Raw genomic sequence first — 21,990 nt, 5'->3', positions numbered from 1 at the left:
ATTCAGAAAAGAAAGCGACCGCATCTTCTTTTAACAATCTGCGTCATCTGCGTCATCTGCGGATCAACTGCTTACTGAATTTGCGGATAAGTTTCCTATGACATTCAAGGTACAAACCCTCAACAGCATTTCTTCGAAGGGCCTCGATCGCCTGCCGCGCGACAAGTACGAGATCGCCTCGGAGCTGTCGACGCCGGACGCGATCATCCTGCGCTCGCACAACATGCACGACATGGCGATCCCGGACACCGTGCGCGCGATCGGCCGCGCCGGCGCCGGGGTGAACAACATCCCCGTGCCCGACATGACCAAGCGCGGCGTGGCCGTGTTCAACGCGCCCGGTGCCAACGCCAACGCGGTCAAGGAACTGGTGTTGTCGGGTCTGCTGTTGTCATCGCGCAATCTGATGAGCGCCTGGCGCTATGTCGAGGAACTGACCTCGACCGGCGAGGAGCTCAAGAAAGAGGTCGAGGCCGGCAAGAAGCGGTTCAAGGGCGTGGAACTGCCGGGCCGTACGCTGGGCGTGGCCGGTCTGGGCGCGATCGGCGTGCAGGTGGCCAACGCCGCGCGTGATCTGGGCATGAGCGTGCTCGGTTTCGATCCCGGCATCACCGTCAACAACGCCTGGCGCCTGCACGCCAACGTCTCCCAGGCGCTGTCGGTGGACGAACTGCTGTCGCGCTCGGATTTCGTGAGCCTGCATGTGCCGCTGGTCGACGACACCCGCGGCCTGATCGACGCCAAGCGCCTCAAGCTGATGCGCAAGAACGCCGTGCTGCTCAATTTCTCGCGCGCCGAGATCGTGGACGAGGATGCGGTGCTGGGTGCGCTCGAATCCGGCCGCCTGCATTATTACGTGTGCGATTTCCCGTCCGAGAAGCTGCGTGGGCACCCCAGCGTGATCACGCTGCCGCATCTGGGCGCTTCCACCGACGAGGCCGAGGACAACAGCGCGATGATGATCGCCGACCAGCTGCGCGATTACCTGGAAGTGGGCAATATCCGCAACTCGGTGAATTTCCCCGAAGCGATCATGCCGCCGACCGCCAATGCGCACCGGATCGTGGTGGTCAACCACAACGTGCCCAACATGGTCGGCCAGATATCCTCGACGCTGGCACGGCACGAGCTCAATATCGCGGACCTGCTCAACAAGTCGAAAGGCGAAATCGCCTATACCCTGGTGGACGTGGATTCCGAGGCGCCCGAGGCGGTGCTCGATGAGCTCAAGGCCATCGAAGGCGTGCTCTGCGTACGCTATCTGGGCGCGGTGGGCAGCGAAGCGGCATAGGGCGCGATTTGTAGATGAGTACGCAATCCGACGATCAGGCGCTGTCCCAGGCGCGCGAGCGTATCGATACGCTGGATCAGCAGATCCAGCGTCTGATCGCCGAGCGCGCGGGGGTTGCCCTGGATGTGGCCCGTATCAAGCAGGCCCAGGGTCGCAGCGATTTCTATCGGCCCGAGCGCGAGGCCGACGTGCTACGACGCGTGGCCGAGCGCAACGACGGCCCGCTGGATGATGCCACCATCACGCGCATCATGCGGGAAGTGATGTCCGCGTGCCTGGCGCTGGAATCGCCGTTGAAGGTGGCGTACCTCGGCCCCGAGGGGACCTACACCCAGGCGGCCGTCTACAAGCACTTCGGCCATTCGGTGAAAGCTATACCGCTGGCCGCGATCGACGAGATCTTCCGGGAGGTCGAGGCCGGCAATGCCGATTTCGGCGTGGTGCCGGTGGAGAATTCCACCGAAGGGGTGGTTAGCCACACCCTCGATCAGCTGGTCGGCAGCTCGTTGTCGATCTGCGGCGAGGTGGCGCTGGCGGTGCATCATCATCTGCTCTCGCGGGCCGAGGATCTGGCCGGCGTGAAACGCGTGGTCGCTCATGCCCAGTCGCTGGCGCAGTGTCGCAAATGGCTGGACAGCCACCTGCCGGGCGTGGTCCGCGAAGCGGTCGCCAGCAACGGCGAAGCGGCGCGCATGGTGGCCGGCGAAACCCAGGCCGCCGCGATCGCCGGACGGGCCGCGTCCGAGTTCTACGAGCTGGCGATGCTGGCCTCCAACATCGAGGACGAGCCCAACAACACGACGCGGTTTCTGGTCCTCGGCAAGCAGCATGTGCCGGCGACCGGCAACGACATGACCTCGATTCTGGTGGCCATCCGCAATCAGCCGGGCATGCTTCATCGTCTGCTGACACCGGGTGCTGAAGCCGGGGTGGACCTTACGCGTATCGAATCGCGCCCGTCGCGGCGCCAGGCGTGGGACTATAATTTCTTCATCGATATCGAAGGCCATGCCGACGAGAGTCGCGTGCGCGACGTGATCGCGGCTATCGAAAGCCAGGCCGTCATGCTCAAGATACTGGGATCGTATCCGCGCGCCATAGGCCCCGAGCCAGTCTGAGAACGGACTTTCAATAATTCTTTCAAGTGATTGATGTCATGAGTATTACGCTCACCGATCAGGCGCACGACGGGATTCGTAGCCTGCACACCTACGTGCCGGGCAAGCCGATCGAGGACCTCAAGCGCGAGCTGGGTCTGTCGTCGATCATCAAGCTGGCATCGAACGAGAATCCGCTGGGTACGTCACCCGCCGCGCTCGCGGCGCTGGCGAGCTTCAACGGCGATCTGTATCGCTATCCGGACGGTAGCGGCTTCGATCTCAAGGCCAGGATCGCCGCCCGGCATGCTATCGAAGCGGCGCGGATCACCCTGGGCAATGGGTCCAACGATATTCTCGAACTCACGGCGCGGGTATTTCTCGGCCCGGGCAAGAACGCGATCGTGTCGCAGTATTCGTTTGCCGTGTATCCGATCGTGGCGCGTGCGGTCAACGCCGAGGTGCGCATCGTCCCCGCGCTGGGCACCGCCGCCGATATGCCGCTCGGGCACGACCTGGACGGGATGCTGGCGCGCATCGACGACCACACCGGGGTGGTGTTCATCGCCAGTCCGAACAACCCGACCGGCACCTGGCTTAGCGCGAGTGCGCTGGAAGCCTTTCTCGAGCAGGTGCCGGCGCAGACGGTGGTGTTGCTCGATCAGGCCTATATCGAATACCAGACCACGGCCGCGCAGCCGGATATCCGGAGCTGGCTGGACCGGTTTCCCAACCTGATCGTCACCCGCACTTTCTCCAAGATATTCGGCATGGCGGCGCTGCGGTTCGGTTACGGGTTGTCGAGCGCCGAAGTTGCGGACTATCTCAATCGTATTCGCCAGCCGTTCAACGTGAACATGGTCGCCATGCACTGCGCGGCGGCGGCGATGGACGATACCGATTTCATCGAGCGCTCGATCGCCAGCAATAACGCGGAACGCAGTTCGCTGGGGCGCGAACTCACCGCGCGCGGCATGGACTGCCTGCCGTCGGAGGCGAATTTCATCACCTTCGATTGTGGTCGCGAATCCGGCCCGCTATACGAAGCGTTGCTGCGCGAGGGCGTGATCGTGCGTCCTCTGGCCAGTTATGAAATGCCTGAACATCTACGCGTAACTGTCGGAACCCGCGAAGAAAACCTGCGCTTTCTCGAAGCGCTGGACAAGGTGCTGGCCGCGCTATGAATGCGGCGCCCGAGACCGGCTATGGACAGCATGTTGCGATCATCGGCCTGGGTCTGATCGGCGGTTCGATCGCACGCGGCCTGCGTGTCGCCGGTGGTGCGGCGTCCATCGTCGGCTGCGTGGCGACGACGGAGGACGCGAAACGCGCCGTGGAACTGGGCATTGTCGACGAGGCCACCACCGACCTCGGCAAGGCGGTCGCCGGGGCGGACTTGGTCGTGGTTGCGGTGCCGGTCGGCGCCATGGCCGATGTGTTCGCCGATCTGGCGCGGGCCATGCCGGCCGCTGCGGTGATCACGGATGTCGGCAGCGTGAAGATGGCTGTGATCACGGCGGCGCGGGAGCAACTGGGTGCCCGGATCGGCCGCTTCGTGCCCGGTCATCCGATCGCGGGTACCGAGCACAGCGGTCTGGAGGCGGGTTTTGGCGCGCTGTACGAGGATCGCCGCGTCATTCTCACACCAACGCCGGAGACCGACCGCGACGCCTTCGCGGCGGTCGAAGCACTCTGGCGTGCGCTGGGCGCGCGCGTCACCGAAATGGACGCGGCCCATCACGACGAAGTGCTTGCCGCCACCAGCCACCTGCCGCATGTGCTCGCCTTTGCGCTCGTGGATACGCTGGCGCGCATGGCCGAGCGCACCGAGATCTTTGAATATGCGGCCGGCGGTTTCGCGGATTTCACCCGTATCGCCTCCAGCGATCCGGCGCTGTGGAGCGATATCGTGAGCGCCAACCGGGATGCGGTGCTGCCCGTGCTCGATCGTTATATCGGCGACCTCGAAGCCCTGCGCGGCGCGATCGCCGGGCGCGATGGTGCCATGCTTACCAGTGCCTTCGGCCGTGCCAAGCAGGCGCGCGACCGCTTCGCCAGTCAATACATACAGGACCAGGGCTGACCATGCGCCAATTCGAGATTGCGCCGGGCGGTCGTCTGAGCGGACATCTGAGCGTGCCGGGCGACAAGTCCATATCGCACCGGGCGATCATGTTTGCCGCGATTGCAGACGGCCGCTCGCGGATCAGCGGCTTTCTGGAGAGCGCGGACTGTCTTGCGACCCTGCGTGCGTTCGCGGCGATGGGCGTGAGCCACAGCGAGGACCAGGGCGATCTGATCGTCGACGGCGTCGGTCGTCATGGCCTGCAAAAGCCCGACGGCGCGCTCGATCTGGGCAACTCGGGCACGTCCATGCGGCTGTTGTCGGGGCTGATGGCCGGCCAGGCATTCGACAGCGTGCTCAGCGGCGACGCCGGACTGTCGCGTCGACCCATGGCGCGTGTGATCGAGCCGCTGACCCTGATGAATGCGGATATCCAGGGCAGTGAAGGCGGGCGCGCGCCGCTGCAGATCCGCGGCGGCCGGGCCCTCGCCGGCATCGATTACACGCCGCCGGTGGCGAGCGCCCAGATCAAGTCCTGCGTGCTGTTGGCCGGGCTTTACGCCGACGGGGTAACCCGGGTCAACGAGCCGGGCGTGAGCCGCGATCACACCGAGCGCATGCTGGGAGCGTTCGGGGTCGGCATCGAGCGCAAGGGCTGCCAGCTGGCGCTTGCCGGCGGCCAGGAACTGCACGCCTTCGACGTGGCGGTGCCTGCGGATCTGTCGTCGGCGGCGTTTTTCATGGTCGGCGCCTGCATCGCCAGCGACAGCGCCTTGACGCTGCGCGGCGTGGGCGTGAACCCGACCCGTCGCGGCATTATCGAGATTCTGCAGCGCATGGGCGCGGACCTCCTCCTGCGCGACGAGCGCGAGCAGGCAGGCGAGCCCGTTGCCGACATCGAGATTCGCAGCAGCGAACTGCGCGGCGTGGATATCGGTGCCGATGAAGTCGAGCTGGCTATCGACGAATTTCCGGCCATCTTCATCGCCGCGGCCTGCGCCAGCGGCACCACCCGGCTGACCGGTGCCGCGGAGCTGCGGGTCAAGGAATCCGACCGTATCCAGGTGATGGCCGACGGGCTGGCCACGCTCGGCGTCGATGTCAGCGTGGCCGACGACGGACTCACGATCATCGGTCGTCCCGAGGAATACAGCTTCAGCGGCGGGCATGTGCATAGTCACGAGGATCACCGCATCGCCATGGCCTTCGCGATGGCGGGGCTGCGCGCCAGTGCACCGATCACGATCGACGATTGCGATTTCGTGGACACGTCTTTTCCGGGGTTCGTCGAACTCGCGCGTTCGGCGGGGCTCGATATCCAGTCTCGCGGCATGTCATGAGCGCACAGGCGCCAGTGCTCACACTCGACGGGCCGGGCGGGGCAGGCAAGGGCACGCTCGCGTCCGCGCTCGCCTGCGAACTGGGCTGGCGGCTGCTCGATAGTGGCGCGCTGTACCGGCTCGTCGGACTGATCGCGCTGCGTGAAGATCTGGATGCCGACAATGCGGCCGACTGTGCCGAGGCGGCCGAGGCCGCGCGCGGCCTCGATCTGGTGTTCGAGCCGGATGCCGGCGAGGGCCAGCGGGTGCTGCTGGCCGGCGAGGACGTGACCGAGGTCATCCGCAGCGATGCGATTTCGGATGCGGCGTCGAAATGGGCCGTGCAGTCCGCGATTCGACAGGCGCTGCTGTCCCGTCAGCGCGATTTCGCGTCCCCGCCGGGACTGATTGCAGACGGTCGCGATATGGGCACGATCGTGTTTCCGGATGCCGATCTGAAGATCTATGTCACCGCCTCGGCGGAGGAGCGCGCGTCGCGACGACATGCACAGTTGTCGGGCTCCGGTGTTGATGCTAATCTTGAACGGATATATCGAGAGATATTGGAGCGGGACGCGCGCGATGCATCGCGTGTGGTCGCCCCTTTGAAGCCGGCGGTGGACGCGCATGTGATCGACACCACCGGCGAGACAGTGTCCGCGTCGCTTGAGCGAGTGCGCGGCCTGGTACGAGAAAACGGCTGGATCTGAGTCTCTCATGTCCGGCCTACACCCACTGGACCGGCGGCGGCGCAATGCCTTCGTCGGATTGTCTAATCAACCACCGATGGCGCGTTCGCTTTGCGCCGCAGGATCAAGCCCCACCCATGTCTGAAAGTTTCGCTGAGCTATTCGAGCAAAGTCTGCAGGGTCGTACCATGCAGCCCGGATCCCTGATCAACGCAGAGATCCTGGAAGTCAAATCCGATGTGGTCATCGTCGATGCCGGACTCAAGTCCGAAGGCGTGATCCCGATCGACGAATTCTACGACGACAACGGTGAAATCTCCGTTGTTGCGGGCGACAAGGTTGAAGTAGCCCTGGAGGCCGTCGAAGACGGTTTCGGCGCGACCCGTCTGTCCAAGGAAAAAGCTCAGCGTATCCGTACCTGGGACTTCCTCACCGAAGCCTACGAGAACAGCGAATCCGTGGTTGGTCAGATCAGCGGCAAGGTCAAGGGCGGTTACACCGTCGACGTTGGCAATATTCGCGCCTTCCTTCCCGGTTCGCTGGTCGACGTGCGCCCCGTGCGCGACACGACCTACCTCGAAGGCAAGCCGCTCGAGTTCCGCGTCATCAAGCTGGATCGTCTGCGCAACAACGTGGTCGTCTCGCGTCGCGACGTGCTCAAGGAAGAGTACAGCGAAGAGCGCAAGCAGCTGCTCGACACGCTCCAGGAAGGCATCGTGCTCAAGGGCATCGTCAAAAACCTCGTGGATTACGGCGCGTTCGTGGACCTCGGCGGCATCGACGGCCTGCTGCATATCACCGACATGTCATGGAAGCGCATCAAGGATCCGACCGACGTGGTCAACGTCGGTGAAGAGATCGAGGTCAAGGTGCTCAAGTTCGATCGCGAGCGCACCCGCGTCTCGCTCGGCCTCAAGCAGCTGGGCGACGATCCGTGGGTCGATATTGCGCGTCGTTATCCCGAGCACACCCGTCTGTTCGGCAACGTCACCAACATCACCGACTACGGCGCCTTCGTCGAGATCGAATCCGGTGTCGAGGGTCTGGTTCACGTCTCCGAAATGGACTGGACCAACAAGAACATCAACCCGAACCAGATCGTCGATGTCGGCGACGAGGTCGAGGTCATGGTGCTCGAGATCGACGAGGAACGCCGTCGTATCTCGCTGGGCATGAAGCAGTGCAAGTCCAATCCCTGGGAAGACTTCGCTGCCCAGCATCAGCGCAACGATCAGGTCGTCGGCCAGATCAAGTCGATCACCGACTTCGGTATCTTCGTGGGCCTGCCGGGCAACATCGACGGCCTCGTGCATCTGTCCGATCTGTCCTGGAACGAGACCGGCGACGACGTCGTGCGCAATTACGCCAAGGGCGACGAGGTCGAGGCCGTGGTGCTGTCGATCGACGCCGACCGCGAGCGTATTTCGCTGGGCATCAAGCAGCTCGCGCAGGATCCGATGGGCAATTTCGTCGCCGATCATCCGAAGGGCAGCATCGTCACCGGCAAGATCGCCAGCGTCGACGCCCGGGGCGCCAACGTCGATCTCGGCAACGACGTGGTCGGGTACATCCGTGCATCGGATATCTCTCGCGACCGGGTCGAGGACGCGCGTACCGCGTTGTCCGAAGGTGCCGACGTCGAAGCCCGCTTCGTGGGCGTGGATCGTCGCAACCGCACGATCAGCCTGTCGATTCGAGCCAAGGACGAGAAGGACGAGCAGCAGGCCATGCGCGACTACGCGGATACCGATGCCTCGACCGGTACGACCAGCCTCGGCGAGCTGCTTAAAGAGCAGATCGACGCCAGCGATCGTAATAATTAGTCGAATAACACGGCAGTACAGAGCACAGGGCGCTTGCGTGCGCCCTGTGTTTTAACTAGCCTAAAGGTCAGTGGGGCGCACCAGCCGGTGCGTATCGGGGGCGGCGTTTCTAGGGAGAGAGCGCTGAATGACTAAATCGGAGCTGATCGAACGGCTGGTTCAGCGTCAGGCGCATATGTCGCATCGTGACGTGGAGTTGGCTGTCAAATTGTTGCTTGACGACGTGATTGGCGAACTGGCCGAGGGCGGCCGGGTCGAAATTCGCGGGTTCGGCAGTTTTTCGGTGCATCATCGGCCAGCGCGCCGCGGACGTAATCCGAAAACCGGCGAGTCGGTGGATATCCCGCGCAAGTTCGTGCCGCACTTCAAGCCCGGCAAGGAGTTGCGCGAGCGCGTCAACATCAGCAACTCATAAAAGTCGACGGACGCTGATCACAGAGGCTGCTAAGGTAGCCGGCATCGGCCAGAAAACGGGATTTCAATGCTACGCCTGATACGTAACCTTATCGTGATCCTGGGATTGGTCGTGGGTATCGCCTTCGGCTTCTTCAATTTCGAACCGGTGAATATCGACCTGCTGTTCACGAACACTCAGGCCCCGCTGGTTGTGCTGCTGGTCATCGTTTTTGTCCTCGGTCTGCTTATTGCCGGACTGGCCTGCATGGCGCGTATCGCGCGTCTGCGCGGCAGACTGTCGAGCGCGCGTCGACGGCTCAAGGACGCGGAAGCAGAAATCTCCAACCTGCGGAGCATGCCAATCCACGATGCTTGATGGCATCTGGTGGGTTTTTCTGGCGCTGCTGCCGCTGGCGGCCGCCTCCGGTTGGTATGCGCGGGGCCGCGCCACCGGTGAAGATGAACCCACGCCGCCGGTCAACGCGGACTATCTGCGCGGCATAAGCCAACTCGTCAACGACGACGCCGATCGCGCGATCGCCACGTTCGTGCGGCTGCTGGAGGTCGACAACGACACCGCGGAAACACACCTGGCACTCGGCAATCTGTTTCGTCGTCAGGGCGAGGTGGATCGTGCGCTGCGCATGCACCAGAATCTGGTGGCGCGCCCTAATCTCAAGGCCGTTCATCGTAATCAGGCGCGTTATGAACTCGCCCAGGATTATCTGCGTGCCGGTGTGCTCGACCGCGCCGAAAACCTGTTTCGTGAACTGGCCGACCAGAACCTGTTTCTGGAGCGGTCCTTGTCTGGCCTCGTGGCCATCTACGAACAGGGGCGCGACTGGGAGCAGGCCATCGACACTACTCGGCGCCTGGAGACCGTGCGCGGCACCTCGCTGCGGCCGGTGATCGCGCAGTACTTCTGCGAGCTGGCGGAACAGGCGCGCGGCAATCAGGCGATCGATCAGGCTCATCGTTTTCTCAAATCCGCACGGCATTCATTTCGCGACTGCGCACGCACCAGCCTGATCGGCGGCTTGATGGCGGAGCACGGCGGCGATCATCGCGGGGCGATCCGGATCTATCGCCAGGTCCTGCGTCAGGACATCGATTTCAGCAGCGAGATCATCGAGCCGATGCGGCGCTGTTTCGACGCGATCGAGGACCCACGCGGCTACGCCGATTTTCTGCGTGAGCTGATGCCGTTATACGACGGTGCGCACCCGCACGTCGCCTATGCCCGTCTGCTGCATCGGCAGAAGAAGAGCGACGAGGCGATCGCCCATATCTCCGAGTATCTTCAAGGAGATCCGAACTGGATCGGCTTCTATCACCTGCTCGATCTGACCTGGTCGCAGACGCGTAGCAATCTGACCGGCCCGCTGGACAGTCTGCGCCAATCCCTGGGCCAGATCATCGAACGCCAGCCGACCTATCATTGCGGACAATGCGGCTTTTCCGGGCGTTATCTGCACTGGCAGTGCCCGAGTTGTCGGCAGTGGAATACCATCGTGCCGGTGCGCGACGTACGCCCCGGCGAACCGGCACCCACCCGAGCGGCGCGTATTGCGTAACGACAGTCAGGCACGTCGTCGGCCGCGCGTCAGTGACGTGGGTCGGTGGGTTGGCTGGCAGGCTACAGAGCGCAACAGCGATGCGACTCTGTCGTGTCGTCGGTTCGATCATCCGCCGATATCGGGTAGCGCAGCAATATCGAGTCCAATCAGCCGAAGCCTGGAGATTGGACGTGAATGAGCGCTACGGCGCAGAGCAGATTACTGGTCTTTTGTAAGAAGCCGAGGCGTGCACGCCGGCCACGGCTCATTCGTGCTGAACCATTGGTCGGAAGCGCGACAAGTTGTCTGTAGGGCCGCGCAGGGGTCGCTAGTAACGCGTATCGTCCTCGACCTGCCTGCGGCATTCCTGCGGGGACCACGCCGCGTGACAGCTTTGTACCATCTGCTGTAGCAGGGCCCGCAGGCGGGCCTTGTCGAAAGCGTTCAGCTGTGCGGTCTGAAGCGCAGCGCGCAGTTGGTTGATGGCCTGCGGATAGGCGCCGCGCAGCTGAAAATAGCGCGCCTGTCGGTAGTAGGCCTCGCCCAGGTTCTTGTCCTGACTCGCGGCCTGCGCGAGCATCTGCTGCGCATCCGAGGATTGGTCGATCAGGGCATGCTCGCCGAGCAGGAACTGGCGGGCGGCCTTGGGCTCGTCGCTCTGGATCAGCAGGCGCGCGTAGTCGAGTTTTGCCGCGGCGCTGTGCGGAAACTGCTTCTGGATCGACAGGAGCATGTTGCGGGCGTCGCCGGTCTTGCCGGATTGTGAATAGGCGTTGGCCAGCGCCAGCTTGTAGGCCAGCTGGTCGGGCGCTGCGGTGGCCAGCGGCGCGAGCAGGGCGATGGCCGCGTCGTTCTGGCCCAGTTGCGTGAGTACCAGCGCATAGCCGTAGTCGAGCGCGGGCGTGGGCTTGTCGGTGGCGCCACGCCGCTGCTGATAGTAGCGGCTGAGGTCGCTGAGCTGGCGGTTGGCCAGCACCCGCGCGCGTTCCTTCATGAGCGGATACGCCGCGCTTTCGTCGATCTTGGGCGACGGATAGTCGCGGGCGCGGGCCTCGGCCTCGGCCATGCGGGTGTTGCTCACCGGATGCGATAGCAGGATCTCGGGAAGCTGTGTGCCGTAGAGCTGGGAGCGTTTCTGCAGTTTCTCGAAGAAGCTGGCCATGGCGTCGGGGTTGAAGCCGGAGGTGGCCATGGTGCGGATGCCGACACGGTCGGCCTCGAATTCGTGCGCCCGGGTGTAGTTGGTCTGCTGCTGGCCGAGATTGGATACGCCCGCGGCCACCGCTGCGGAAATCGCGTCCGGGTCGCCGCCGCCGGCGATGGCGGCCACGATGACCGCGGCCGCCGTGGCCCAGCCCATTCCGGAGGTGGCTTCGATCTGGCGCGCGATGTGGCGCTGGGTCACATGGGCCATTTCATGCCCCATCACGCCGGCGAGCTCGCTTTCGTTGTCGGTTTCGGTGATCAGCCCCGCGTTCACGCCGATGTATCCGCCGGGCAGGGCAAACGCGTTGATCTGGCCGCTGTCGATCACATAGAAGTGAAACGCGTCGGCCGCGTGCGAGGTGTGCTGCGCCAGGCGGGCGCCAACCGCGTTCAGATATTCGCGCAGTTCCACGTCTTCGATGATCAGATTGTGGCTGAGCAGCTGCGACACCACCTGGCGCCCGAGCTTGTCTTCCTCGGCGGGCGATAGATAGGCATCCGCGGGCTGGCCGATCGTGGGCAGCTGGTAGTCGTTGGCGGCCGCGAATGTACTGACCGAGACCAGACAGGCCAGCGCTGCGAACAGCGAACGGAAGACTAGGGCACGAGTGATCACGACACGTTTGATTCCAGTGGGCGGGGTGGGGGACCGGCAGCGATGACCAACGCGGCGCCTGTTGCGGCGTGCCCCAGTTCCCGTTTATCAGACCGCAGGTTAGCGTGTTTTGTTCATTCGATTAAACTGAGCGCCATGAGCAGGTGACACCACGATACATCGCGCTCCAATTTTTTTAGACCAAGGAGACATTGTGCCGACATCCGTCTGGCAATACGGCCCAGCCTTGGGCGCCATCCCCCGTCGACGGTTCGCGGGGCTCCGCCCGTGAACGTTGTGCGCGATTGGTTCTCGCGGCATTTTTCCGATCCGCAGGTGGTCGCGCTGGCGCTGATCCTGCTCAGCGGGCTCGTGCTGGTGATGGTGTTCGGCGCGCTGCTCACGCCGGTGCTGGCTTCGGTCGTGGTGGCGTATCTGCTCGATGGGCCCGTGCTCTGGCTCGAACGGGTGCGGGTGCCGCGCTGGGTGGGCGCGGCGCTGGTATCCACTGCACTGCTGATCAGCGTGGTGCTGGTCAGTTTTGCGCTGCTGCCCATGCTCACCCGCCAGGCCGGCCAGATCCTGCAGGAGCTGCCCAGTCTGATCACCAACATCCAGGACTGGATCGCGTCCCTGCCCGATCGATACCCGGCAATGATCACCCAGGACCATATCGACGCGGTGGTCAACAGCACCACGGTCGACGTCGCCTCCATTCGGCAGTCCCTGCTCAGCCGCTCGCTCGTGGTCGGCATGGGCCTGCTCTATCTGTGCGTGTATCTGATTCTGGTGCCGCTGATGGTGTTCTTCATGCTGCGCGACAAACGCCAGATCCTGACCTGGCTGGCCGGTTTCGTGCCGCGCAACGGCGGCTTGGTGCAAAGCGTGTGGGATGAGGTCAATGCCCAGCTCGGTAACTATGTGCGCGGCAAGGCGATGGAAATCGCCATCGTCTGGGTTGCGGCCTATCTCGTGTTTTCGCTGCTGGGTCTGAAATACGCAATGCTGCTGTCGGCGCTGGTGGGTTTCTCGGTGTTGGTGCCGTATATCGGCGCGTTCGGCATGACCCTGCCCGTCGTGCTGGTGGCCTATGCGCAATGGGGCATGGAGGCGCAGACACTGTATGCGCTGATCGCCTACACGATATTGCAGATGCTCGATGGCAATGTGCTGGTGCCGATCCTGTTCTCCGAGGCGGTCAACCTGCATCCGGTCGCAATCATCACCGCGGTGCTGTTCTTTGGCGGCATCTGGGGCTTCTGGGGCGTGTTCTTCGCCATTCCGCTGGCAACGGTCGTGCATGCGGTGCTCAAGGCCTGGCCGCGGCGGGCGGCGCCGGCCGCGGAGAAAGGCGCCGGGTTGACCTACTGAGTAGGGGCTTTTCCGCGAGGTGGCGTATCGTCGGATGGACGCTCCAAGCGCAGCTGCGCTATGGAAGATTCAGTCTTGCAGGCCGCAGATCATCAAAGGGCGCCACCTCCGGCGCCCGGGAAGACTGCATCCCATTCTTCAGTCGGGTCACGCTGCGTCAACCAACTGGCAGAGACCATTCCGTGTCTTGTAGGTCGGCTTAGGCCGAAGGCCGTAAGCCGACATTCGCCAGGCCGGGCATCAGGCCGTAGCGGCCGGCGCTTCAAGCAACTCGATCCAGTGCCGAACCGGCACCCCGGAGGCTGAATCCAGATGCAGCTGGCAGCCGATGTTGGCGGTCACGATCACATCCGGCTTACCGGCTGCCAGCGACTCGAGCTTGTTGGCGCGCAGTTGGTTGGCCATCGTCGGCTGCAGGATGGAATAAGTGCCCGCTGAACCGCAGCACAGATGCCGGTCGCGGACATGGGTCAATTCATAGCCGGCACCGGTGAGTATGTCGGCCACGTGGTCCCGCAGCTTCGGTGTGTTCTGCAGCGTACAGGGCGGGTGATAGGCCACCTTGCGGCCCTGGCCGAGATCACCCAGGCGGCTCAGGTCTTCCGAGGCCAGGACATCGCTCAGATCGCGCGTGAGCTCGGACACACGCGCCGCCTTGTCGGCGTAGTCGGCGTCATTGCGCAGCATATGGCCGTACTCGGCGACCGATGCGCCACAGCCGCTCGCCGTCATCACGATCGCCTCGGCGCCGGCTTCGATATGCGGCCACCAAGCGTCGATATTCGCGCGCGCGAAATCCAGTGCTTCGTCGCGATGGGCCAGATGCTGGCTGAGCGCGCCGCAGCAGCCGCTGGCTTTCGGCGCAATCAGGCGCACGCCCAGTTGGCCCAGAATACGCGCGGCGTGGGCGTTGGTGTTGGGCGTGGCCACCGGCTGCACGCAGCCGTCCAGCACGAGCATGGTGCGCTGGGTGTCTTCGTTCGCCGGCCAGTCGATCCGGTGCTGACGGGGCGGCATCTTCTGCTTGAGCGGCGCCAGCGGGCCGATCAGCAGCGGCTTGAATGCATGGCCAAGATTAAAGAAGAACGCGAAACGACTACGGTAGGCGACCACGTGGCGCAGCAGCCAGCGGATGGCGCGCTCGTGAAACGGACGCTCGACCTGCTGTTCGACCAGATCGCGGCCGATATCGGCGAGCTTGGCGTATTCCACCCCCGACGGGCAGGTGGTTTCGCAGGCGCGGCAGGTCAGGCAGCGATCCAGATGCATCTGGGTCTTCTGGGTCGGCGTTTCGCCTTCCAGTACCTGCTTGATCAGATAGATCCGGCCTCGGGGGCTGTCGCGTTCGTCGCCCAGCAGCTGGTAAGTCGGGCAGGTTGCGGTGCAGAAACCGCAATGGGTACAGGCGCGCAGGATGCGATCGGCTTCGTGGCCGTCCGGCGTATCGCGCAGTTGCGGAATAATGGATGTCTTCATGGAAGCACTCGGTAACCAGTCGAACTAGAAATCGGAATAAAGACGGCCGCGATTTAGAATGCCGGCCGGGTCCAGAGATTGCTTGACGCGTTTGTGGACCGCCAGCATGGCATCGGGCAGCGGATGAAAACGCGGGCTGGCATCGCCGCGGTAGCACGTGGCATGGCCGCCGAGTTCATTGGCGCGCTCGCGAATCGTGGCGGCGTCGGCGTTGGAAAGCAGCCAGCGCTGCGCGCCGCCCCAGTCGACCACGCAATCGCCTTCGATATCGAGCGTCGGCGTGGCCGGTGCCACCGACAGCCGCCAGAGCGGGCGCTCGTCCTGGAAAAACGCGCTCTTGTGTTCGCGGATCGCCTGCCAGAACGCCTTGTCGTCGTCGAGTCGTTCGCCGCCGAGTGTCTTCGACGCGGATTCGACCGATGTCGCGGCCCCGGCCAGGCGTAGATAGCTGCGGCCGGCTTCCCAGTAGGCGGCGGTGATCGGCCAGGGCTTGAGCAGACATTCGCTGAAATGCGCCAGCGCACCGTCGGCGTCTTTTTCAAACATCAGCGTCACCTGTTCGCGCGGCAGCGGCAGCACCTTGAGGCTGACGTCGAGCAGCACGCCCAGCGTGCCGAACGCGCCTGCCATCAGCCGGGAAAGGTCGTAGCCGGCGACGTTCTTCATCACCTCGCCGCCGAAGCGCAGCGCCTCGCCGCGCCCGTTGATGATGCGCGTACCGAGCACGAAATCACGCGCCGAGCCGGTGAACGGGCGCGCCGGGCCGGATACGCCGGCAGCAATCGTGCCGCCGAGGGTGGCATTGTCGCCATAGTGGGGCGGCTCGAAGGCGAGCATCTGGTTCTTGTCGGCGAGGGCGGCTTCGATTTCGGCCAGTGGGGTGCCAGCACGTGCGGTCATCACCAGCTCGCCCGGCTCGTAGCTGACGATGCCGCGATGACCGGTCACGTCCAGCAGTTCGCCATCGCTGCGCTCACCCAGAAACGACTTGCTGCCGCCGGCGCTGATCAGCAGCGGGGTCTGGTCATTGAACGCCTGCGCGACGGCCCCGGTCAGTTCGTTGGTCAGGTCGGCGGTCGAGGTCACAGTCGCTCCAGATCGGGGAAGGGCAGATCGCCGTTATGGACATGCATGGCGCCGAACTCGGCACAGCGGTGCAGCGTGGGCACGGCCTTGCCGGGGTTGAGCAGGCTCTTGGCGTCGAAGGCGGCCTTCACGGCATGGAACTGGATGAGCTCGGGTTCAGGAAACTGCACGCACATCTGGTCGATCTTCTCCATGCCGACGCCGTGCTCGCCGGTAATCGTGCCGCCGTGTTCCAGACACAGCTCGCAGATCGCGCCACCGAAGGCTTCGGTGGCTTCCAGCTCACCTTCCTTGTTCGCGTCGTAGAGAATCAGCGGATGCAGGTTGCCGTCGCCCGCATGAAAGACGTTGGCCACGCACTGGCCGTATTTTTCCGACAGTTCGCTGATGCCGATCAGCACGTCGGCCAGTGCCTTGCGTGGAATGGTGCCATCCATGCAGTAATAATCCGGCGAGATACGGCCCATGGCCGGGAAGGCCGCCTTGCGACCGGCCCAGAACAGGGCGCGTTCGGCGGCGTCGCGGGAGATGCGGATGTCCACGGCGCCTTCGCGTTCCATGACCTCGCGCACGTCGGCGATATGTTCTTCCACTTCGGCCTCGGTGCCGTCGACCTCACACAGCAGGATGGCTGCGGCGTCTGTGGGATAGCCGGCGTGCACGAATTCCTCTGTGGCAATAATGGCCGGGCTGTCGAGCATTTCCAGCCCGGCGGGCACAATGCCGGCCTGGATGATGGCGGCAACGGCGTTGCCCGCCTTGCGTACGTCGTCGAAGGCCACCATGGCCACACGCGCCAGTTCGGGCTTGGGCAGCAGCTTGACCACCACCTCGACGATCACGCCGAGCAGGCCTTCGGAACCGGTCATCAGCGCGAGCAGGTCGTAGCCGGGGGTATCGAGGGCGTGGCTGCCGATGGTCAGGCGCTCGCCCTCGATGGTCACGATCTCGATCTGCAGGATGTTGTGCGTGGTCAGGCCGTATTTAAGGCAGTGCACGCCGCCGGAATTCTCGGCCACGTTGCCGCCGATCGAGCAGGCGATCTGGGATGACGGGTCCGGCGCGTAGTAAAGCCCCAGGTGATCCACCGCTTCCGAGATCGCGAGATTGCGTACGCCCGGCTGGACGGTAGCGCGCCGGTTCTGCGGATCGATATCGACGATCTTCTTGAACTTGGCCAGCGACAGCAGCACGCCGTTGTCGAGCGGCAGCGCGCCGCCCGACAGGCCGGTGCCGGCGCCGCGTGCCACCACCGGCACGTCGTTGGCATGGCAGATACGCAGGGCGGTCTGCACCTGCTCGATCGAGTCGGGCAGGATCGCGATCATGGGCACTTGCCGATAGGCGGCCAGGCCGTCGCATTCGAACGGGGTCAGATCCTCGTGCGCGTGCAGGACCGTTTCCGCCGGCAGTTCGGCAGTCAGCTTTTCGATCAGCGCCGCCTTGTCGACCCGTGCTGAGAGCACGTGTTCGGCGTTGTCGGCGGGATGGGGGGTGGCGATTGCGGAATCGGCCATGGCAGTTCCTCGTGCGTTATCTGCGGCGAGCAGCGCCGGCGTCGACGGGCGGCGGTGACGGCCATATCGGGCCTGCTCCGCGCCGGGTATTGACGATTACTCTAGAGCTTATCAGAGGCATAGTCGGCCAGACGCGAGCGTTCGCCGCGGGCCAGGGTGACGTGGCCGGCGTGGCGCCAGTTGCGGAAACGATCGACCACGTTGGTCAGACCGGACGTGGTCTCGGTGAGATAGGGCGTATCGATTTGCGCCAGATTGCCGAGGCAGACGAACTTGGTGCCGGGGCCGGCGCGCGTGATGAGTGTCTTCATCTGCTTGGGCGTGAGGTTCTGGGCCTCGTCGAGAATCACGAAGCGCTCCAGGAAGGTGCGCCCGCGCATGAAGTTCACCGAACGGATCTTGATGCGCTTGGACAACAGCTCGTTGGTGGCGGCGCGCTCCCAGTCGGAGCCGGCGCCGTTGCCGGTGAGCACTTCCAGGTTGTCCATGAGCGCTCCCATCCAGGGCGTCATCTTCTCTTCCTCGGTCCCTGGGAGAAACCCTATGTCGTCGCCGACCGGAACGGTTACGCGGGTCATGATGATTTCGCGGTAGCGCGACTCGTCCAGCGTCTGGGCGAGTGCGGCGGCGAGCGTGAGCAGGGTCTTGCCCGTGCCCGCGGCGCCCAGCAGGGTGACCATGTCGACGTCCGGGTCCATGAGCAGGTTGAGTGCGAAGTTCTGCTCGCGGTTGCGCGCATGCACGCCCCAGACCGACTGCTTGCCCTCGCGGTAATCCTGAGCGAGTTCGAGCACGCTGGTGTCGTCTTCGATCTCGCGGGTGATCAGCTCGACATCGTTCTCGCGCTCGAAGTGCAGCAGTTCATTGAGATGCCAGTTGGCCACTTCCGGGCCGGTGAGGCGATAGAAGGCTCGCCCGCCGTCCTGCCACGACTCCATGGTCTGGCCGTGGGTATCCCAGAAATCCTCCGGCAGTTCGCCGTGGCCGGTGTAGAGCAGGTCGAGGTCTTCGAGCACCTTGTCGTTGGTGTAGTCCTCGGCTTCGATGCCGATCACCGACGCCTTGATGCGCAGGTTGATGTCCTTGGACACCAGCACGATCTCGGACTGGGAGAAGATGTTTCGCAGCGACAGCGCCGACAGCAGGATCGAATTATCGGCCTTGTTGCCCGGCAGCATGGCCGGCAGGCTGCCCTGGGCGGGTCGGGTTTCGAAGTAGAGCCGGCCGATGGCGTGCGGGGTCTCGCCCTTGTTCACGCCGTTGGAAACGAACTCGATGCCCTGGTCCAGCGGCAGCCCGGCTTCGATTTCCTCGTGACTCTTGCCGGCCATCAGGCCGTCGATGAAGCGGCTGACCTGACGCACGTTGCGGGCCACTTCGGAGACGCCTTTCTTGCCGGCGTCCAACTCTTCCAGAACCACCATCGGCACGAAAATGTCATGTTCCTGGAACCGGAACAGGGCGGTCGGATCGTGCATGAGCACGTTGGTGTCGAGAACAAAAACGCGTTGCGACATCGGCTGGATCCCGGTCGGATAATGAAAGCTGGGTCGGGGCGGGTTGCGGTCGGTGTCTTGCTTTAGAGCGCGCGTACCGCCGCCAGTACTTCGTCGGCGTGCTCGGCGACTTTCACGCCGCGCCACACATGACGGATGACGCCGTCACCGTCGATAACGAAGGTACTGCGTTCGATGCCGATGTGCGTGCGCCCGTACATGCTCTTTTCCTTGAGCACGTCGTAGGCCACGCAGATCTTCTCGTCGGCATCGCTGATCAGGTCGAAGGGGAAGTCGTACTTGGCGCGAAAATTTTCGTGCTTGCGAATCGAATCGCGCGACACGCCCACGATTTCCGCGCCCGCCTGCTGGAACTGTGCGTACAGATCGCGAAACGCTTCGCCTTCCTGGGTACAGCCCGGCGTGTTGTCGCGCGGGTAGAAATAGAGCACGAGGGTGCGGCCGGAGAAATCGGCCAGACGCAGCTGCTTGTCGCCGGTGGCCGGCGCCTTGAAGGCGGGCGCCTGATCCTGGATATCTAAGCTCATCAACAGAAACTCTCTATGTCTTGATCGGGTCGAGCAGGCCGTCCGCGTGCAGGTCGTCGCAGACATCCATGAATGCATCCCGCAGGGTCTGGGGATGATGATTGACCGGCACCTGCAGCGCCATGTGCAGAGTACACATGGCCGCGCCCGTCAGTCCGGAATCATAGGCCTGCGAGCTGACTTCGACGACGTTGGTTTCCTGCTCGGTGAAGAAATCCAACAGTTCGCCGAGCAGGCGCGGCTGCTGCGGGGCCACGACTTCCGCCGCATAGGGCCGGAAATCGGTCTGCGGCTCTGCGGGCCGCGCGTGCTGAAACTGGATCGCCAGGCCGAGGTGTTCCGCCAGCCCGGGCAGCGCGCTCTCCATCTTGCCCATCGCGCTCCAGTTGCCGGCCAGCAGCATCGCCGCCGAAAAATGGTCGCCCAGCGGCGTGATTCGGCACTCGTTGACTTCACAGCCGCGACGCGCAATCGCGCCGACGAGATCGCGGGCGAGTTTGTCGCGGTTTTCGCCGAGTGCCACGATCGATAGATATTTCTTGATTTCCGGCATGGGCGCGGCTTGATCCTGAATAAATTCGGTAAGCGGAAAAGCCGGTTATGTTAGCACTACAAGAGGCTGCTTCACGCGGGTACAATCGCCGGGCTATTTGGCTGTTGTCAGCGTTGAGGAGATATCGTGGCACAAGGCAATCTGGAACTGGGTGGCAGCATGGTGGCGATCGTCACCCCCATGCACGCCGATGGCAGTGTCGACTGGGACAGCCTGGAAAAACTCATCGACTGGCATATCGCCGAGGGTACGGACGGTATCGTCGCGGTTGGCACCACCGGCGAGTCCGCCACGCTGGGCTTTCGCGAGCATGACGAAGTCATCGAGCGCGCGGTGGAACTGGTCGACAAGCGTGTGCCCGTCATTGCCGGCACCGGCGGCAACGCCACGGACGAAGCGATCCGCCTGACCCGGCATGCCCAGCGCGCGGGCGCCGATGCCTGCCTGCTGGTCACGCCGTACTACAACAAACCGACCCAGGAAGGCCTGTATCGGCATTTTCATGCCATCGCGATGGCCGTGGATATTCCGCAGGTGCTCTACAACGTGCCCAGCCGCACCGGCGTCGACATGCTGCCGGAAACGGTGGCGCGGCTGGCCGAGATCGAGAACATCGTCGCACTCAAGGAAGCCAAGGGCTCGGTCGAACGGATGCACATGCTCATCAAGGAGATCGGCGACGGTATGGCGATCTTCTCGGGTGACGACGGGACCGCAATGGAATCGATGCTCGTCGGCTGCAAGGGCGATATCTCGGTAACTGCCAATGTCGCGCCGAAGCTGATGCACGAGATGTGTGCAGCTGCCATAGCCGGTGATCGCCAGCGCGCCGAAACCCTCGATGCCCAGCTGCAGCCGCTGCATACCACGCTATTCCTCGAGCCGAACCCGATTCCGGTCAAATGGGCGCTCAATCAAATGGGGCTCATCGGTCCGGGTATTCGGTTGCCGATGACGCCGCTGGCAGATCATTTTCACGAGCCGGTGCGTGACGCCTTGGCGGGGCTTTCTCTGGTTTGAGCAGCCATGCAACAGTTCAGTGCGCGCTGTCGGGGACTGACTTGCGCTTGTCAAATGACTTTCGTAGGCTCGACTCGCGTGCAAACCACCTGACAGGTCGCCCGTCATGAAAGCTTTGACAATCGCTGTTGCCGCGGCCGTATTTCTTGTGGCGCCGGCAAGCTTCGCGCAGCGTAGTGCCGAATCGAGCGCGCCGGCATCGAACGTTCAGTCGGGCGGTGCAGCAGGCGATAAAGCGGCTGTCTCCACTAATATGGTGCTGGCAGGCGTCGGGGCCGCGGCTGTCATCGGTGGTGCTTTTGCGCTGGCGAACAGCGGTGATGACGACAACGACAGCGTCGATGCCGGTGGCACCGGAACTACGGGAACCACGGGTACGACCGGAACCACGGGTACTCGGTAATACGCCTTGGGTGGCTACTCGGATTGGGCTATAGACAAGGATGGTTCCGATGAAATGTGCGGGAATTAAATTTGATGCATGAGGGTTGATTCGCTTGTGTTTTTGTCGATAACGAAGTAAGTTAAGGCCCGAGTAGTTTTTGCTCGTAAGTTTTTTGGGAGGTACACCATTATGAAAAAGATTCTTGCTGCTGCCAGCGTTGCTCTGTTCGCACTGTCCTCCCCCGCGGCTTTTGCCCAGGGCGGCGCCAGCAGCGATAGCGACACGATGGCGACCGGCGGCGCCGCTGGTTCGGATAACGCGCAGAATACCGCCTATGGCGTTGCGGCTGGCGTGAGCGCGGCTGTTCTGATCGGTACTGCGTTTGCCGTGGCCAACAGCGGCGATGACAACCACAGTGTTGATCTGGGCGATGGCGCCACGGGCACCACCGGCACCACGGGTACGACTGGCACCACGGGTACGACCGGTACCAATTGATCG

Annotated in this window: 21 protein-coding genes; 14 read left to right on the top strand and 7 right to left on the bottom strand. The window is 63.6% G+C overall.

The window, feature by feature from the left end:
- Positions 1-97 precede the first annotated feature (97 nt).
- The 10 genes from ACFOSU_RS17840 (at position 98) to lapB (ending at position 10,254) form a co-directional block, all read left to right on the top strand.
- On the top strand, positions 98-1,291 hold the full coding sequence (locus tag ACFOSU_RS17840; protein ID WP_380691271.1) for a phosphoglycerate dehydrogenase: 1,194 nt from the start codon (positions 98-100) through the stop codon (positions 1,289-1,291).
- A 14-nt stretch (positions 1,292-1,305) separates the two neighbouring features.
- Positions 1,306-2,409: a prephenate dehydratase gene (gene pheA / locus ACFOSU_RS17835; protein ID WP_380691270.1), complete on the top strand. Its 1,104-nt coding sequence runs from the start codon at positions 1,306-1,308 to the stop codon at positions 2,407-2,409.
- Positions 2,410-2,447: 38 nt separating this feature from the next.
- Entirely contained in the window at positions 2,448-3,572 is a 1,125-nt protein-coding gene (hisC, locus tag ACFOSU_RS17830; RefSeq protein ID WP_380691269.1) for a histidinol-phosphate transaminase, read from the top strand.
- Positions 3,569-4,471, top strand: coding sequence for a prephenate dehydrogenase (locus ACFOSU_RS17825; RefSeq protein ID WP_380691268.1), 903 nt, complete (start codon positions 3,569-3,571; stop codon positions 4,469-4,471). The genes hisC and ACFOSU_RS17825 overlap by 4 nt, the downstream gene beginning before the upstream one ends.
- Before the next feature lie 2 nt (positions 4,472-4,473).
- Positions 4,474-5,793 carry a 3-phosphoshikimate 1-carboxyvinyltransferase gene (aroA, locus tag ACFOSU_RS17820; RefSeq protein ID WP_380691267.1) on the top strand — a complete coding sequence of 440 codons (1,320 nt, stop codon included), beginning with the start codon at positions 4,474-4,476 and terminating at the stop codon, positions 5,791-5,793.
- Entirely contained in the window at positions 5,790-6,482 is a 693-nt protein-coding gene (gene cmk, locus ACFOSU_RS17815) for a (d)CMP kinase (protein ID WP_380691266.1), read from the top strand. The genes aroA and cmk overlap by 4 nt, the downstream gene beginning before the upstream one ends.
- A 116-nt stretch (positions 6,483-6,598) precedes the next feature.
- Entirely contained in the window at positions 6,599-8,284 is a 1,686-nt protein-coding gene (gene rpsA, locus ACFOSU_RS17810; RefSeq protein WP_380691265.1) for a 30S ribosomal protein S1, read from the top strand.
- Positions 8,285-8,411: 127 nt separating this feature from the next.
- On the top strand, positions 8,412-8,699 hold the full coding sequence (locus tag ACFOSU_RS17805) for an integration host factor subunit beta (protein ID WP_380691264.1): 288 nt from the start codon (positions 8,412-8,414) through the stop codon (positions 8,697-8,699).
- Positions 8,700-8,765: 66 nt separating this feature from the next.
- Positions 8,766-9,056, top strand: a complete 291-nt coding sequence (locus tag ACFOSU_RS17800) for a lipopolysaccharide assembly protein LapA domain-containing protein (RefSeq protein ID WP_380691263.1) — start codon at positions 8,766-8,768, stop codon at positions 9,054-9,056.
- Complete coding sequence (lapB, locus tag ACFOSU_RS17795; RefSeq protein ID WP_380691262.1) at positions 9,049-10,254, top strand: lipopolysaccharide assembly protein LapB; 1,206 nt, start codon at positions 9,049-9,051, stop codon at positions 10,252-10,254. Before ACFOSU_RS17800 ends, lapB begins: the two co-directional genes overlap by 8 nt.
- A gap of 310 nt (positions 10,255-10,564) precedes the next feature.
- Here lapB and ACFOSU_RS17790 read toward each other — a convergent pair whose 3' ends face one another.
- Entirely contained in the window at positions 10,565-12,058 is a 1,494-nt protein-coding gene (locus ACFOSU_RS17790) for a M48 family metalloprotease (protein ID WP_380691261.1), read from the bottom strand.
- Positions 12,059-12,325: 267 nt separating this feature from the next.
- Here ACFOSU_RS17790 and ACFOSU_RS17785 point away from each other — a divergent pair, with 267 nt between their 5' ends.
- A complete protein-coding gene (locus ACFOSU_RS17785; RefSeq protein ID WP_380691260.1) occupies positions 12,326-13,408 on the top strand; it encodes an AI-2E family transporter in 1,083 nt (360 codons plus the stop codon).
- 240 nt (positions 13,409-13,648) lie between these two features.
- Here ACFOSU_RS17785 and glcF read toward each other — a convergent pair whose 3' ends face one another.
- The 6 genes from glcF to ACFOSU_RS17755 form a co-directional block, all read right to left on the bottom strand.
- On the bottom strand, positions 13,649-14,884 hold the full coding sequence (glcF, locus tag ACFOSU_RS17780) for a glycolate oxidase subunit GlcF (protein WP_380691259.1): 1,236 nt from the start codon (positions 14,882-14,884) through the stop codon (positions 13,649-13,651).
- A gap of 24 nt (positions 14,885-14,908) precedes the next feature.
- Entirely contained in the window at positions 14,909-15,970 is a 1,062-nt protein-coding gene (glcE, locus tag ACFOSU_RS17775; RefSeq protein WP_380691258.1) for a glycolate oxidase subunit GlcE, read from the bottom strand.
- Positions 15,967-17,487 (bottom strand): FAD-linked oxidase C-terminal domain-containing protein, encoded by a 1,521-nt coding sequence (locus ACFOSU_RS17770; protein ID WP_380691257.1) that lies wholly within the window; start codon positions 17,485-17,487, stop codon positions 15,967-15,969. The genes glcE and ACFOSU_RS17770 overlap by 4 nt, the downstream gene beginning before the upstream one ends.
- A 101-nt stretch (positions 17,488-17,588) precedes the next feature.
- Positions 17,589-19,004, bottom strand: coding sequence for a PhoH family protein (locus tag ACFOSU_RS17765; RefSeq protein WP_380691256.1), 1,416 nt, complete (start codon positions 19,002-19,004; stop codon positions 17,589-17,591).
- Positions 19,005-19,066: 62 nt separating this feature from the next.
- Entirely contained in the window at positions 19,067-19,531 is a 465-nt protein-coding gene (locus ACFOSU_RS17760) for a peroxiredoxin (protein ID WP_380691255.1), read from the bottom strand.
- Between the two features lie 13 nt (positions 19,532-19,544).
- Entirely contained in the window at positions 19,545-20,084 is a 540-nt protein-coding gene (locus ACFOSU_RS17755) for a glycine cleavage system protein R (protein ID WP_380691254.1), read from the bottom strand.
- Positions 20,085-20,243: 159 nt separating this feature from the next.
- On the opposite strand from ACFOSU_RS17755, the gene dapA reads away from it, so the two are divergent.
- The 3 genes from dapA (at position 20,244) to ACFOSU_RS17740 (ending at position 21,987) form a co-directional block, all read left to right on the top strand.
- The gene (gene dapA, locus ACFOSU_RS17750) at positions 20,244-21,104 is read left to right on the top strand and encodes a 4-hydroxy-tetrahydrodipicolinate synthase (protein ID WP_380691379.1); all 861 of its coding nucleotides are present in this window, start codon (positions 20,244-20,246) and stop codon (positions 21,102-21,104) included.
- Positions 21,105-21,210: 106 nt separating this feature from the next.
- A complete protein-coding gene (locus ACFOSU_RS17745; RefSeq protein WP_380691253.1) occupies positions 21,211-21,507 on the top strand; it encodes a hypothetical protein in 297 nt (98 codons plus the stop codon).
- 171 nt (positions 21,508-21,678) lie between these two features.
- The gene (locus ACFOSU_RS17740) at positions 21,679-21,987 is read left to right on the top strand and encodes a hypothetical protein (RefSeq protein ID WP_380691252.1); all 309 of its coding nucleotides are present in this window, start codon (positions 21,679-21,681) and stop codon (positions 21,985-21,987) included.
- The last annotated feature ends 3 nt before the right edge of the window (positions 21,988-21,990 follow it).

It is taken from the genome of Salinisphaera aquimarina, assembly GCF_042643355.1.
GTDB lineage: Bacteria > Pseudomonadota > Gammaproteobacteria > Nevskiales > Salinisphaeraceae > Salinisphaera > Salinisphaera aquimarina.
The sequence above is the reverse complement of the archived record's forward strand: the minus strand, read 5'-3'. Positions and strand labels throughout refer to the sequence as shown.

What these genes read in the sequence shown, in the direction of transcription:
- ACFOSU_RS17840 (WP_380691271.1), top strand. Translation starts at nt 98, where the DNA reads ATGACATTCAAGGTACAAACCCTCAACAGCATTTCTTCGAAGGGCCTC.
- pheA (WP_380691270.1), top strand. Translation starts at nt 1,306, where the DNA reads ATGAGTACGCAATCCGACGATCAGGCGCTGTCCCAGGCGCGCGAGCGT.
- hisC (WP_380691269.1), top strand. Translation starts at nt 2,448, where the DNA reads ATGAGTATTACGCTCACCGATCAGGCGCACGACGGGATTCGTAGCCTG.
- ACFOSU_RS17825 (WP_380691268.1), top strand. Translation starts at nt 3,569, where the DNA reads ATGAATGCGGCGCCCGAGACCGGCTATGGACAGCATGTTGCGATCATC.
- aroA (WP_380691267.1), top strand. Translation starts at nt 4,474, where the DNA reads ATGCGCCAATTCGAGATTGCGCCGGGCGGTCGTCTGAGCGGACATCTG.
- cmk (WP_380691266.1), top strand. Translation starts at nt 5,790, where the DNA reads ATGAGCGCACAGGCGCCAGTGCTCACACTCGACGGGCCGGGCGGGGCA.
- rpsA (WP_380691265.1), top strand. Translation starts at nt 6,599, where the DNA reads ATGTCTGAAAGTTTCGCTGAGCTATTCGAGCAAAGTCTGCAGGGTCGT.
- ACFOSU_RS17805 (WP_380691264.1), top strand. Translation starts at nt 8,412, where the DNA reads ATGACTAAATCGGAGCTGATCGAACGGCTGGTTCAGCGTCAGGCGCAT.
- ACFOSU_RS17800 (WP_380691263.1), top strand. Translation starts at nt 8,766, where the DNA reads ATGCTACGCCTGATACGTAACCTTATCGTGATCCTGGGATTGGTCGTG.
- lapB (WP_380691262.1), top strand. Translation starts at nt 9,049, where the DNA reads ATGCTTGATGGCATCTGGTGGGTTTTTCTGGCGCTGCTGCCGCTGGCG.
- glcF (WP_380691259.1), bottom strand. Translation starts at nt 14,884, where the DNA reads ATGAAGACATCCATTATTCCGCAACTGCGCGATACGCCGGACGGCCAC.
- ACFOSU_RS17770 (WP_380691257.1), bottom strand. Translation starts at nt 17,487, where the DNA reads ATGGCCGATTCCGCAATCGCCACCCCCCATCCCGCCGACAACGCCGAA.
- ACFOSU_RS17765 (WP_380691256.1), bottom strand. Translation starts at nt 19,004, where the DNA reads ATGTCGCAACGCGTTTTTGTTCTCGACACCAACGTGCTCATGCACGAT.
- ACFOSU_RS17760 (WP_380691255.1), bottom strand. Translation starts at nt 19,531, where the DNA reads ATGAGCTTAGATATCCAGGATCAGGCGCCCGCCTTCAAGGCGCCGGCC.
- ACFOSU_RS17755 (WP_380691254.1), bottom strand. Translation starts at nt 20,084, where the DNA reads ATGCCGGAAATCAAGAAATATCTATCGATCGTGGCACTCGGCGAAAAC.
- dapA (WP_380691379.1), top strand. Translation starts at nt 20,244, where the DNA reads ATGGTGGCGATCGTCACCCCCATGCACGCCGATGGCAGTGTCGACTGG.
- ACFOSU_RS17745 (WP_380691253.1), top strand. Translation starts at nt 21,211, where the DNA reads ATGAAAGCTTTGACAATCGCTGTTGCCGCGGCCGTATTTCTTGTGGCG.
- ACFOSU_RS17740 (WP_380691252.1), top strand. Translation starts at nt 21,679, where the DNA reads ATGAAAAAGATTCTTGCTGCTGCCAGCGTTGCTCTGTTCGCACTGTCC.